This window comes from Halalkalibacter sp. AB-rgal2, assembly GCF_041821005.1.
GTDB lineage: Bacteria > Bacillota > Bacilli > Bacillales > Bacillaceae_D > Halalkalibacter.
Genome location: NZ_JBGUAV010000022.1, coordinates 64,733 through 77,581, shown reverse-complemented (window position 1 = coordinate 77,581; position 12,849 = coordinate 64,733). Strand labels below are relative to the sequence as shown.

Below are 12,849 nucleotides of genomic sequence, written 5' to 3'. Positions count from 1 at the left end.
AAAGAGGCTGGGGAATACATATCCCACAGCCTCTTTAAAGCTTCATTTCTTTAATTTCCTCGTTAATCCTATCGAACTCTTCTTTCTCCATCTCTTTTTCGATATAAATCAACTGAGCCGTATCTCTTACTTCAGGAAGCCGATCCATACCATTCTTTCTAATCCATTGGTAAAGCGCCTCTTCTAAATCATTTTTTGCATCGTTTACAGTTCGACCAAATGAAACACAATTGTCAAGATCAACGATTTCAATCATAATCTCCCTTTGTCCCATCCAGTTCCAAACCTTACGTATATTCCAATGGAAATCACTCGGTCTATACTTCAAACAAACTTCCCCCTACTCTTTCTCTTCTTCTTCATTCTCTTTTTTATCAACACATTCATTTAATAATAATGTAGCAACTTGCATTTGATTATGTTTGATCGGAGATGGATGGTTCTGTAACCTTTCCAACCACTTATTAAATTCACGCTTATCAATAAATTCCACATTCGTTCCTTGCAATTTATAATCAATCATTCCGTTACGACAAAGAACAACCTGCTTAATCGAAAATGTCATTGACGACTCCTTTAAACGTTCTTCAATAACAGCACGCATCCGCTTTAATGTAATAAGTGGATTAATCCGTTGCTTCTTCGTTTTATCAATGTACTCAAACCAATAACGACCTGACCGTGCTTCAAATACACTATGTTCTTTTCCATCTAAAATCGTAATACACCATATTTCTGATGGGCTAATAAGAACGATATCTAAATCAATTTCTGCCTTTTTATAAAGAAACACTGGATGATACAATAAGAAATAGCTATCTGGAATTTGTTGCGCAAAGAACCGTAGCCATTCGTCCTGTTCAAAGTCTTCATCCACATGTAATTCTCCTGTTTTCATTGACGTCGCCCATTTAATTTGCATCTTGAACAATTCATGAGCGTACTGCTTTTTCACATCATCTAACGTTTGAGCAGATCTATCAGAAGAATTGACATCTGGTATAATAGAATGTCCCCATCTTATAAATTTAGTGAAAAAAGAGCGAAGTCGATTATGATCCACTACCTGCTCTTGGTTCTCTCTGTCCTCATCAAATTGGAGTTGATCCCATTCTGTTTTTAAATAATACCATCTTTCCTTCTTATAGCGTGTATACTGACTAGGATATCGTTGAATATCAAATTGATAGCGTGACGAATAATCCTTTAATTTAATTAAATGAGCCACTTACGTCCCTCCCACCCCACATCTATTCTAAACCCTTCATAACATTATAATTCCATATTCCTTCAGTATAATAGAAAGACGAGTAAAGGAGCAATAATGGAAACAACGATTGCACTTATCGTCATCGCAATTGAGCTAATCGCTCCTTCTTGCTCACCATATTCTAACGCTTTTGCTGTTCCAATAGCATGAGAAGCACACCCAAGACCGATTCCACGAGCAAGAGGATGATGAATGTGAGCTAATTGAAAAATATAAGATGAGATAACGGAGCCTCCAATTCCTGCTACCGCAACAAAGACCGCAGCTAATGCAGGTACCCCTCCGAGTGAAGCAGCAACATCCATTGCAACAGGAGCCGTAACTGATTTAGGGACAATTGATAATTGTAACTCTTCTTTGACTCCAAGTTCACCAGCTAATAAAAGTCCCGTACTAACACCAATAACTGCTCCAATACTAACACTGACTAAAATCGTCCGCAAATATTTGATAACTAAAGGTAGTTGTCGAGAAAGCGGTAATGCTAACGCAACGACAGCAGGCCCTAGCAAATGGTCAAACCACTGCGCTCCAATATAATACGTTTCATAGGAAACATTGAAAACCGTTAAAAGAATCATAATACTAGCAGTCGCCGTTAATACAGGTAGTAAAAAAGGAATTCGAATCCTTTTATACACTGCTTTTGCAAGTATATACGCTAGCAAAGTCAAACTAAAACCAAATAACGTCACACCTACAATCAAGCTAGTTCATCTCCTTTTTTCCTTACCATTCGCTGTGAAATGAAACCAGAAATAGTCATAACGATAGCTGTACTTATAAGAGCAATGAGTAATAAGAGAGCAGCTCTTCCTTTAAACAAAGGCAAATACGGTAATGCTCCTACGGTTACTGGTATAAATAACAAAGGTAGGTGCTTAAGCATTAAAGATGCACCCTGTTCGACCCACTTTGGTGGAATGAGACCAATTGATAAAGCTAAGAATAATAGCGTCATCCCAATAATACTCCCTGGAATAAACAATGAAAATAATTGTTGTATCCAAACACCCAGATAATAAATAACAATGAAAATGGATAATTGCAAAGTCGTTTGTAAATACTTCATATTCCCTCCGAATTGATAGCGAAAGATATCTTTATTCTAAAAGCGCGATTATGATACACTATAGGAAGTTTCTTGACAGGAAAGGACGTGTACCCATCATGAAGGTAGTAAATAATATAGCCGATCTAATTGGACAAACTCCATTAATTCGCTTAAACCGCATCACTGACCCAAATGGGGCAGCTGTATATTTAAAAATGGAGATGCAAAACCCAAGTGGGAGTGTTAAAGACCGCGCTGCCTATCAAATGATTATACAAGCTGAACAAGACAACCTCATTCAGCCTAATTCCACAATTATTGAACCAACTAGCGGCAATACTGGTATTGGCATTGCGATGAATGCCGCTGCTCGAGGCTATAAAGCCATTCTAGTCATGCCTGATACGATGTCACAAGAACGAATTAACTTGTTAAAAGCATACGGTGCCGAAGTTGTTTTGACAGATGGTGATCTAAAGATGCCCGGTGCTATTCAAAAAGCAAATGAACTAGCTAAGACGATCCCAAATAGCTTTATTCCGATGCAATTTGAAAATAGTGCAAACCCTGATGCCCATCGCCATACAACAGCAGTTGAAATTAAAGACAGTCTTGATTCAATTGGCCAGTCACTTTCCGCATTTGTCGCAGCTTCTGGCACAGGCGGAACGATTACAGGTACTGGCGAAGAATTAAAGAAAATGTACCCGCAGTCAACGATCCATGTCGTTGAACCAGCTGGCTCTCCTGTTCTTTCAGGAGGGAAGCCTGGTCCCCACAAGCTTGTAGGGACTAGTCCAGGATTTGTACCACCTATTTTAAATGAAGATGTCTACGATCAGATCCATAATGTAGAAGACGAAGATGCCTATAACATAACGCTTCGCCTAGCACGGGAAGAAGCCATTCTTGTCGGCCCTTCCTCAGGTGCAGCTTGCTATGCAGCACTGCAAATCGCTAAGAAGCTCACAACACAAGATTCGGTCGTCGCCATTGCTTGTGACACTGGAGAACGATATTTATCCACAGATCTATTTGATTTCGAAAGTTAGTTCTTTCTTAGCGTTCGATCATTAATAGCGTCAACACCTAATGAGAAGACCCACACTTCTCATTAGGCTTTTAAACGTTAAAACAGAGCCAGGCACTTTCTATGTTGCGGCTTTCTCATAACATAAGTATTATTTGGCTAACTCATACATAGCATCGGCATAAATCGCCGTCATCTTCAACAAATCTTCAATTAGAATTTCTTCATTTTTCTGATGTGCTAGATCTTTTCTTCCAGGGAACAATGGGCCAAATGCGACTCCTTTGTGCAAAGATCGGGCATACGTTCCACCACCAATTGCTAGAAGCTCAGCTTTCTCACCAGTGTGACGCTCATAAACGGCCTGTAACGTTTGAATAAGCGGATCATCTTTCTCGACATAGCTTGGCTTCATATGATCAATAATCCGACAATTGAGCTTTTGCTCATTTGCAAGCGTTGTGAGCTTATTGATAAGAACATCACCATCTTTCGTTACAGGATAGCGAATGTTGCAGCCTAATTGCGCATCTCCATCCGCTTGATAGGTGATTAAGCCTGCATTCACACTTAACATTCCTGAGACCTCATCCTTCATATCAATGCCTAAGGATTTCCCATTGTAGTCATGTCTCATCGTTGAAACAATTGAGAGAAATCGACTTACTTCATCTTGGAGATTACCTTGATGAACTAAGAAATATGCAAGCTCAACTCCAGCATTTACTCCTACTTCTGGTGTTGATCCATGAGCAGCCTTGCCATAACAGGTGAGTTCTATGTTGCTCTGTTTCAATCGAGCCATTCCATCTAATCCTTCATCTTGCAAATAGTGCTCATATTTCTCTTTAATCATTTCTAAATGTGTAAGATTCCCTTCAAGTAAGGCAACTGCTTCATCAGGTACCATGTTCATTCTCTCACCAGCAGTAAAGCGAACTAACTTGATAGTAGAGTTAGGCGGAGGCTGATTATTTACTTGTCTAGACTGTGATAGTATCACATCAATGATTCCTTTCTCAGCATGTATAATCGGAAAATCCGCATCAGGAGCAAAACCAATCACTGGCATTTCTTCTTGCTTAAAATAATGCTCAACACAACGCCAGTGGCTTTCCTCATCCGTACCGATAATTAATTGAACTCGCTTGTTCACCTCTAGTCTTAATTCCTTTAATAACACTAATGCAAAGAAAGATGCAATCGTCGGTCCTTTATTATCCATAGCTCCTCTAGCAATAATAGCCTGATCTCTCACCTCTGCAGCAAAAGGGTGCGTTTGCCAACCATTTGACTGAGCTGGCACTACATCAATATGACATAACACACCGACACTTTCTTCTCCATGACCATACTCTATTAACCCAGCGTAGCCATCAACATTTTTGGTTGATAAATTAAAATCCTTACCTCGTTGTAATAAATACGTTAATGCTTCGTCAATTCCCTTGCCAAATGGAGTCGATTCAGTCGCAGTCGATTCGTTAAGAACACTTTCAATTTGCAAAAATGCTCTAGCTGTTTCGACAATTTGTTCCTTCCGTTTGTTCACTTCTTCTCGCCAATTCACATCATATCCCCCATTTAAACAATTATGTAGTGCTTCGCTTTGCTTATTTATCTTGTCTATTGTAAAATGTAATTAATGAAAGGTTCTACACGTGTATAAATCAAAGAACCACTTAACGATACCTTTCTTAAAAGTAAATTGCAACTGTCCCTAAATGTCGATGTTGTTTCCCTCGTCCATGTAATAAGCGTCATGAAAGGAGCTTCTATTACATAGACTCTACTTAACAAAGTCATGATTAAGAAGAAGGAGTGGTTGTTTGAAAACTTCAACTGATCGTATGCTGACTCGAATTAAGTCTATCTACCTTTACATCAAACAAAAGGGGGCCGTCACAACGAATGAACTAGTTGAAGAGTTCGGAACGACTCAACGTACCATCCAACGTGATTTAAACGTCCTTGAATACAACAAGCTCGTTGAGAGCCCCAGTCGTGGGAAATGGACGGTCACGAATAAGAAAATCCGCGTATCGTAGCCAATAAAAACCAGAGGAACGAAATCCTCTGGTTTTTATTGGTTAGTATGATCATTAAATAGGAGAGGCCATTCATCCTCACGCAGTTCACGATATCCTCCCAATTCCAACGTTTCATCTAACCGTAAGTTAGCAATCTGTATTCGTTTTAATTCCATTACTTTCTTCCCCACTGCTTCAAACATCCTTTTGACTTGGTGATACTTTCCTTCAGTAATCGTTAATTGTACTATTGAGACCTCACCTGCTTTTAAAATGGTTAACTCTGCAGGCTTTGTCCAATAACCGTCATCTAATTCCACACCTTTTTGAAAAAGGAGTTTTTCCTTATCGGTTACTTGCCCATCCACTTCAGCTATATACGTCTTTTTAACATGCTTCTTAGGAGACATAAGCGAGTGAGAAAATTGACCATCATTTGTTAACAGTAATAATCCTTCTGTATCTTTATCTAGACGTCCTACCGGAAATGGGTCATATCGCTGATCATCAATCTCCAACAGATCAACAACGGTTTGGTGATGATGATCCTCTGTCGCCGAGATAACCCCTTTTGGTTTATTTAACATTAAATAGATAAACGGTTGATAATAAATGGTTTCATCATAGACGCTCACTGTATCATTTTGTGGGTCAACTTGCGTTTTCGCATCTTTCACAAAATTGGCATTCACTTTTACAGCACCTGTTTTCAGAAGCTTCTTCACTTCTTTTCTTGTTCCATAGCCTGTATGGGATAATAATTTATCAAGTCTCATTGATGATCCACCTTTTTTTGCACTTCATTTACAAATGTACGAGCAAAATGACCAAGATCTCCTGATAAATAACTGTTTAAAACACCAGGAACTACTTGTTTGAGCATTTGTGAAGAAATATCATCTGAGATACCTTTTTTCTTTAATTCCTTCTCAACAGTCATAGCCATTTCGATCGCTGCTTTCGTTGCAAGCGTGTTAGCCATCAGAACCTCTTCTTCTGTTCCAATGACAACTTGCATGAGAGGAAATAACTGATTGATCCAGTCTCGTTTTCCACTCCATTGCTTCTCGAGAACGAGCGTACCACCTTGATCATATGTCGCTTGAATCGCATGACCAGCAAACTTTAATGGAAGCACAGCTTGTCCTTGCAGCATCTCTTCAACATCTTCCTTCATCAACGCAGTTGCCATATGGTAAAGCGTCGCCTCTTTTTTTAAAAAAGGATTCGCTTCTTTAAAAAAAGCCTGATAGCTGGAGGCAGGGATACAAAGAAAGATATCATCAGCGACTTTTAATTGTTCGATAGAGACTTTCGTTAAATGGGAATACCTTGCTAATAACGATTGTATCTTACTTTCGTTTCGTCCATACACCCCGATTGTCTCTGAACGATTGACTCGATCAATAAGCAATGTTGCTAACCTTCCAGAACCAATGATTACTTTCATGATCATCCCTCCTCATTTTTTTCACTTCACAACTTCTTCTATCTATACCCGTGTTAACGTGCGTTCACTCTTATCATGACAAACTATTTTCATCAGATTCAAACATATAGTGCTTCGTTCGCATATTAACATTCAAAACAATTCCCATTGCAATCATATTCGTAATGAGAGCACTTCCCCCATAGCTAATAAAAGGGAGTGCCAAGCCAGTAATCGGCATTAATCCAATCGTCATCGCAATGTTTTGAAAAACTTGGAAAACAAGTAAGCCGATCACTCCTGAAACTAAATACGTTCCAAACAAATTGTTACACGTAAGGGCAATTATAATCATCCGATAAAATAATAAGAAATACGTCACTATTAAAATAACGGCTCCAAAGAACCCAAATTCTTCTCCAATGACAGTAAAAATAAAATCAGTATGAATTTCAGGAACCGTATCACTTTGTGTTTGCACTCCTTGCATGAAGCCAGTTCCATACAATTGCCCCGAGCCAATTCCACGAATAGCCGTAACGAGCTGATATCCGAAGCTTCCTTGATATTCATAAGGATTTAACCAACCATAAATACGATCTAATTGATGACCAGCAATAAATTTTGAAAACAATTCATAATTCGTATTATGGAGATAAATAAGCCCTAACAACCCGGCAACTGCTGATAGCCCAAGTGCAAGCAAAATCCTCCACGCAACCCCCGACAATAGTAGCATCGTTGCAATCACACTAGCAATAACAAGAGCCGTTCCTAAATCAGGTTGTCGCAAAATAAGGAAAAAAGGTGGCAACCCGACCGCTAACACTTTAAAAACAATAACAAGATCTGACTTCAAATCTTTAGACACACGATTATGGGTAATCTTAAATAACATGTGTGCCAAAATGATAATCAGAACGATCTTCATAATTTCTGACGGCTGTGGCTCCGCAAAGCCTAAATCTAGCCAGCGAGTTGCCCCATTTCTATGCACTCCTAAAGGTGTGAAAGATACTAATATTAAAGAAATTAAACTTATGAAATATAATGGGATTGAGAAGCTCTTAAACAAATCATAATCGACAAATAGCATCCCAATCATGATAATAAAACCCGCTACATAAAACACTAATTGTTGTGTAACGACAGCAGAAGGAACCAAGGCATATTGAGTAGAACCAGAAACCCCACTATAAATCGCTAACAAGCTAATACACATTAAAACAAACATTAAAAACAGTAGCGTATAATCGATCTGTTGAAAAGGTGTCTTTCTTTCTTCCATTTGACCCTCCATCTATAGAGCAGCAATCTTACTTATGAAGCAGAAAGCTGGACGTCATCTTTATTTTCATTTAAACGTTGTTGCCGAATGTTGTAGCGAGAAATATTGGCTAAAATCGCCAAAGAGACTAAAGTAACTAACAAGGATGAACCTCCATTACTAACGAGCGGAAGGGGAATACCTGTAATAGGTAATAGACCCGTTACCGCACCAACATTAAACACTACTTGAATCGCAATTTGAAAGACAATTCCAAATGCTAACAAGCTCCCAAACGGGTTCTTACATCGTGTCCCGATCATGACCCCACGAAACAAGATTAGAGCATGTGCTCCTAAAACGAATAAAATGCCTAGAAGACCTAGTTCTTCAGAGATAACAGCTAGAATAAAATCCGTAAATGGCTCAGGTAAATAAAATAACTTCTGCACACTTTGTCCCAGACCCGTACCACTTATTCCACCATGAGCAATCGCAATATACGATTGAATCAATTGTAATCCAGAATCTAACGGATCAGCAAAAGGATCAACAAAAGAAGTTAATCGTCTTATGCGATAGTCCTCAGACATTGAAAAAGCAGCGAACAAAGATCCACCTACAACACCTAAACTTAATAAATGCCACCATTTTGCACCTGAAAAGAAAACAATGATGACTGCCACAAGCATAATGGACGTCGCCGTTCCTAAATCAGGCTGAAGCATAATGAGACCAAATATAAAACCTACAATGATAAGTGGTGGCATGACACCGCGAATAAATTGATCGATGTATGCTTGCTTTTGTGAATACACCTGTGCCAAATAAATAATAATCACAATTTTGACCACTTCCGAAGGCTGAATTTGAAATGATCCAATCCGAATCCATCTTGTTGCTCCATTGACAGTATAGCCTACTCCAGGTACTAGGACGAGTGCCAGTGCGATGAGTGATAAGATAATAAGCAATGGTGATAGCTTTTTATATAACCGAAAAGGAACATGCATGACGACAAAGAAAAAGAAAGCTCCAAGAGAAAACCATTGTAATTGTCGTTTTATAAAATAATATGGGTTTGGTGTTTCCATTGCGATTCCAAATACATAGCTTGCACTAAAGACCATAATAAGGCCAAATATCGTAAGAAGGAATACAGTTATTATTAAGAACCAATCATTATCTTTTCGAAATGAATATTTCATCGCATCCTCCAACTACACCCTATTTCTACCATTTCTGTTCAAGATTATTGTGAGCTATTCCTTTATTATATCAAAGGCGAAAAAAGAGCAAAAGAGGATATCATTAGCAACACTTGTCGAATGCCCACTAATTACCTTGCTGTTGTTTTGCCTTTTCTCTTTTCAAGAAACGAAAACGATTTCCTAATACTTGTCCTGCTAAATGAGAGCGGTAAGATAGGAACATAAAAATAACAAAACCTACTCCTGTCCCTAAAAGCAAAATTCCCCACTCAGCTAAACGTGTCAACTCTTCCAGCATTTGTCGCATCCCAAGGTTAATGACAATCACGCCTATAGCCATTATAAACGAGAAGATTGAAATAAGGAGTGCTCTTTTCATAATAAATCCATAATGGAATTGAGCGTATTTTCCAATCGCTGTGATCGTAACAGCAAGCGAAGTTATATAACCTAAATAGGTTGCGAAAACTCCCCCTATTGGACCAAGCCAAGAAAGTAACACTTGAGTTGTTAATAGCTTAACGAATAAACCTACTGCTAACGCGATGACAGCATATTTCTGTTTATTAAGCCCTTGTAAAATGGCTGCTGTTACAGCAAACAGTGCAAAGAATAAAGTGATTGGTGCATAATACCGTAAAATATAACCACCTATTTCAAGATCCTCTAGTCCGTATAAAGACCCAAAAACTGAATAAGAAAGTACAGATAGCCCTACTGCAGCTGGTATGGTTAAAAAGAGAATGATTTGAAAAGTTTGCGTAATCTGTTTCTGTAACGTTTGTTGATCACCGCTCGTATATGATTTAGTAATCGTTGGAATCAACGTCACAGATAAAGCAGTCGCTAAAGCCATAGGGATGAGAATAATTTTATGGGCTGTCCCTGAAAACACACCAAAATACGTCTCAGATACGACCTGATCCATCCCATTAGCCATTAGTGTATGATTAAACGTAAATAAATCAATTATTTGGTACAGAGGTAAAGCTAAACCAACAAACGAAAGAGGGAGAGCATACGCTATTAACTCTTTATACATCTCTTTATAGGAAAGCTGATGATCGACGGTGCTTTTATCAATTTGCTCATAGATAAACCGTCTTCGTTTAAACCAATACATCACTAATACGATTAAACCACCAATCGCACCTGTAAATGCTCCAAATGTTGCAAATCCAACTGCCGTACCTACTTCGCCATTCATCACTTGTATGATTAAGAAAGTCACAACTAGGATAAAGAAAATACGAACGAGCTGTTCAATCACTTGTGAGACAGCAGTTGGCCCCATTGATTGAAAGCCCTGGAAGTACCCACGGATTACAGCCATAATAGGAACGATAATTAAGGCAATACTCACCATTCGAATCGTAAAAACAATATCATCGTGTGTATTTCCGCGAAGATCTGAAGAATCAACGATAAGAGGAGCTAAAGATGGTGCAGACAGAAATAATAATAGAAAAGCGACACATCCTGTTATGGATAGAACGATGATTCCTGACTTAAACAAGCGATGACCTGTACGGTAATCACCTAATGTATGATATTTTGAAACAAATTTTGAAATCGCTAAAGGTACTCCTAAAGTTGCCAAACTAAGCAAAACCATGTAAGGGAGATAACCATAATTATATAATGCTACCCCAGTTGAGCCTACGATAGCTGTAAACGGAAAAATATAAATGAGACCAAGTACTTTTGAAATCATTGTCGCAGCTGTTAAGAGCATTGTGCCGCGCAATAACTTTTGATCAGACATCGTCATACCTTCTTTCCCTAAGAAAAGCTGCATAGCAGTCTTTTCTTAATTGCATCGTGCGTAGCCGTTTCACGGGTTTGAGTTAATCGGAGAGTGAACTTCTTTCAGATTAAGTGTAACGTGCAAGCCGACGCCCTTCTCTGAATTCTCTTACACCCACTTTGGTTAATCTTTTAGAATTTTATAAATAAAGAAAAAAGCAAGTAGCTTCTATTCTTAAATCCATATAACGTTCCTCGTCTTAACATTTACTTTTAAAGACTCCTTTGCATTTTACCATAGAGTCAAGTCTAGTGCTTAACTAAAAGGTTGCAAAATTCTAACATTCTTTGTAATTAATTTATACCCCGTGCTTGCTTTCCGTTTCATAAATTGGTATACTTCTTTATTCTTTGTATGAGATGAGGTGTAGAAGTGAAACAAGATGTCATTATCATTGGTGGTGGGCCATCTGGTCTAATGGCCTCTATTGCCGCTGCAACATACGGTGCCGACGTACTGCTTATCGATAAAGGAAGTAAACTCGGACGCAAACTAGCGATTTCAGGTGGTGGACGTTGTAACGTTACAAATCGAATGGAAACAGACCACCTGATTGCCCATATCCCTGGGAATGGACGATTTATGTACAGTCCTTTTTCTGTTTTCAACAATGAAGACATTATAGCTTTTTTTGAAGGGCTTGGTATCGCGTTAAAAGAAGAAGACCGCGGGCGCATGTTTCCCGTTAATGACAAAGCGACCACAGTAGTCGAAACGCTTTTACGTGAAGTTTATCGACTCGGCGTAACCATTCGGACAAATACTCACGTTGAAACGATAGAATATGTAGAAGGTGCTGTCGATTACGTTCAACTATCAACAGGAGAAAAACTATACACTTCCTCTGTTATTATCGCAACAGGAGGAAAGTCAGTTCCACACACCGGCTCCACTGGAGATGGTTACCCTTGGGCAACAAAAGCTGGTCATACGATCACCGATCTATACCCGACAGAGGTCCCAATTACTTCTAATGAACGATTTATAAAGAATAAAACACTACAAGGCTTATCCTTACGAGATGTCCATCTTTCTGTTCTTAATCATAAAGGAAAGAAAATAAAGACACATGATGGTGATATGATTTTCACACACTTCGGTCTATCGGGGCCAGCCGTATTACGATGTAGCCAGTATGTCGTAAAGGAACTCAAAAAAGGAAAAACACCCTCCATTAAAATGGAAATCGATCTCTTTCCTAACGAGTCACTAGAGGCTTTATTTCAAATGGTTCTGAAACTCATGCAAGCTGCTCCGAAAAAAGCCGTCAAAAATGTGTTAAAAGGCTTTATTAGTGAACGAATGCTTCAATTTCTGCTTGAGCGAAGTAACATTGACTTGAATGCTGACAGCCAAGCGATTGCTCATGATGAGTTGAGAGCATTCACTCAAGAATGTAAGCATTTTTCATTCGAAGTAAATGGTACGCTATCGATTGAAAAAGCGTTTGTTACTGGTGGAGGGGTTTCGATTAAAGAGGTGGAACCAAAAACGATGCATTCAAAAAAGATGCACGGGCTATACTTCTGTGGAGAAGTTCTGGATATCCACGGCTACACAGGAGGCTATAACATTACTGTTGCATTTTCCACAGGGTACACAGCAGGAAAATCCGCTGCAGAACAAGTTGTTCACAGTTAATATCCACATTACACACATGAATTTAATTATCTCACAAACATTTCCACAACCTAATTCCCCACAACAGCGGTACATATAAGCCGCTCCTGAAATATACTTCGCTACCCGCG

Annotated in this window: 13 protein-coding genes; 3 read left to right on the top strand and 10 right to left on the bottom strand. The window is 38.8% G+C overall.

Features of this window, described 5'->3' with window-relative positions; all coding sequences use genetic code 11:
* Nucleotides 1-34: 34 nt before the first annotated feature.
* The 4 genes from ACERJO_RS15850 to ACERJO_RS15835 form a co-directional block, all read right to left on the bottom strand.
* Complete coding sequence (locus ACERJO_RS15850) at nucleotides 35-328, bottom strand: type II toxin-antitoxin system HicB family antitoxin (RefSeq protein WP_247104653.1); 294 nt, start codon at nucleotides 326-328, stop codon at nucleotides 35-37.
* A 12-nt stretch (nucleotides 329-340) separates the two neighbouring features.
* A complete protein-coding gene (locus ACERJO_RS15845) occupies nucleotides 341-1,228 on the bottom strand; it encodes a nuclease-related domain-containing protein (RefSeq protein WP_247104652.1) in 888 nt (295 codons plus the stop codon).
* 62 nt (nucleotides 1,229-1,290) lie between these two features.
* The gene (locus tag ACERJO_RS15840; RefSeq protein ID WP_373648107.1) at nucleotides 1,291-1,977 is read right to left on the bottom strand and encodes an LrgB family protein; all 687 of its coding nucleotides are present in this window, start codon (nucleotides 1,975-1,977) and stop codon (nucleotides 1,291-1,293) included.
* Nucleotides 1,974-2,342, bottom strand: a complete 369-nt coding sequence (locus ACERJO_RS15835; protein WP_247104650.1) for a CidA/LrgA family protein — start codon at nucleotides 2,340-2,342, stop codon at nucleotides 1,974-1,976. Before ACERJO_RS15835 ends, ACERJO_RS15840 begins: the two co-directional genes overlap by 4 nt.
* Nucleotides 2,343-2,440: 98 nt before the next feature.
* On the opposite strand from ACERJO_RS15835, the gene cysK reads away from it, so the two are divergent.
* Entirely contained in the window at nucleotides 2,441-3,376 is a 936-nt protein-coding gene (gene cysK / locus ACERJO_RS15830) for a cysteine synthase A (protein WP_247104649.1), read from the top strand.
* A 129-nt stretch (nucleotides 3,377-3,505) separates the two neighbouring features.
* On the opposite strand, the gene pepV is transcribed toward cysK, so the two are convergent.
* Nucleotides 3,506-4,924, bottom strand: a complete 1,419-nt coding sequence (gene pepV / locus ACERJO_RS15825; RefSeq protein ID WP_247104648.1) for a dipeptidase PepV — start codon at nucleotides 4,922-4,924, stop codon at nucleotides 3,506-3,508.
* Between the two features lie 259 nt (nucleotides 4,925-5,183).
* Here pepV and ACERJO_RS15820 point away from each other — a divergent pair, with 259 nt between their 5' ends.
* On the top strand, nucleotides 5,184-5,402 hold the full coding sequence (locus tag ACERJO_RS15820) for a DeoR family transcriptional regulator (protein WP_062047670.1): 219 nt from the start codon (nucleotides 5,184-5,186) through the stop codon (nucleotides 5,400-5,402).
* Nucleotides 5,403-5,437: 35 nt separating this feature from the next.
* Here the strand turns inward: ACERJO_RS15820 and ACERJO_RS15815 are convergent, their stop codons facing one another.
* The 5 genes from ACERJO_RS15815 to ACERJO_RS15795 all read right to left on the bottom strand — a co-directional run bounded on the left by ACERJO_RS15815 (nucleotide 5,438) and on the right by ACERJO_RS15795 (nucleotide 11,056).
* Nucleotides 5,438-6,160 carry a pseudouridine synthase gene (locus ACERJO_RS15815; RefSeq protein ID WP_247104647.1) on the bottom strand — a complete coding sequence of 241 codons (723 nt, stop codon included), beginning with the start codon at nucleotides 6,158-6,160 and terminating at the stop codon, nucleotides 5,438-5,440.
* Nucleotides 6,157-6,834 carry an NAD(P)-binding domain-containing protein gene (locus ACERJO_RS15810; protein WP_247104646.1) on the bottom strand — a complete coding sequence of 226 codons (678 nt, stop codon included), beginning with the start codon at nucleotides 6,832-6,834 and terminating at the stop codon, nucleotides 6,157-6,159. The genes ACERJO_RS15815 and ACERJO_RS15810 overlap by 4 nt, the downstream gene beginning before the upstream one ends.
* 73 nt (nucleotides 6,835-6,907) lie before the next feature.
* Nucleotides 6,908-8,101 carry a rod shape-determining protein RodA gene (gene rodA, locus ACERJO_RS15805; RefSeq protein WP_247104644.1) on the bottom strand — a complete coding sequence of 398 codons (1,194 nt, stop codon included), beginning with the start codon at nucleotides 8,099-8,101 and terminating at the stop codon, nucleotides 6,908-6,910.
* Between the two features lie 32 nt (nucleotides 8,102-8,133).
* Nucleotides 8,134-9,288, bottom strand: a complete 1,155-nt coding sequence (ftsW, locus tag ACERJO_RS15800; RefSeq protein WP_247104643.1) for a putative lipid II flippase FtsW — start codon at nucleotides 9,286-9,288, stop codon at nucleotides 8,134-8,136.
* Nucleotides 9,289-9,415: 127 nt separating this feature from the next.
* Nucleotides 9,416-11,056, bottom strand: a complete 1,641-nt coding sequence (locus ACERJO_RS15795) for a putative polysaccharide biosynthesis protein (protein WP_373648106.1) — start codon at nucleotides 11,054-11,056, stop codon at nucleotides 9,416-9,418.
* A 414-nt stretch (nucleotides 11,057-11,470) separates the two neighbouring features.
* On the opposite strand from ACERJO_RS15795, the gene ACERJO_RS15790 reads away from it, so the two are divergent.
* The gene (locus ACERJO_RS15790) at nucleotides 11,471-12,739 is read left to right on the top strand and encodes a BaiN/RdsA family NAD(P)/FAD-dependent oxidoreductase (protein ID WP_373648105.1); all 1,269 of its coding nucleotides are present in this window, start codon (nucleotides 11,471-11,473) and stop codon (nucleotides 12,737-12,739) included.
* The last annotated feature ends 110 nt before the right edge of the window (nucleotides 12,740-12,849 follow it).

Bases quoted from the DNA above. Each gene is read 5' to 3' on its own strand.
- ACERJO_RS15835 (WP_247104650.1), bottom strand. From the start codon at position 2,342: ATGAAGTATTTACAAACGACTTTGCAATTATCCATTTTCATTGTTATT.
- cysK (WP_247104649.1), top strand. From the start codon at position 2,441: ATGAAGGTAGTAAATAATATAGCCGATCTAATTGGACAAACTCCATTA.
- ACERJO_RS15815 (WP_247104647.1), bottom strand. From the start codon at position 6,160: ATGAGACTTGATAAATTATTATCCCATACAGGCTATGGAACAAGAAAA.
- ACERJO_RS15810 (WP_247104646.1), bottom strand. From the start codon at position 6,834: ATGAAAGTAATCATTGGTTCTGGAAGGTTAGCAACATTGCTTATTGAT.
- rodA (WP_247104644.1), bottom strand. From the start codon at position 8,101: ATGGAAGAAAGAAAGACACCTTTTCAACAGATCGATTATACGCTACTG.
- ftsW (WP_247104643.1), bottom strand. From the start codon at position 9,288: ATGAAATATTCATTTCGAAAAGATAATGATTGGTTCTTAATAATAACT.
- ACERJO_RS15795 (WP_373648106.1), bottom strand. From the start codon at position 11,056: ATGTCTGATCAAAAGTTATTGCGCGGCACAATGCTCTTAACAGCTGCG.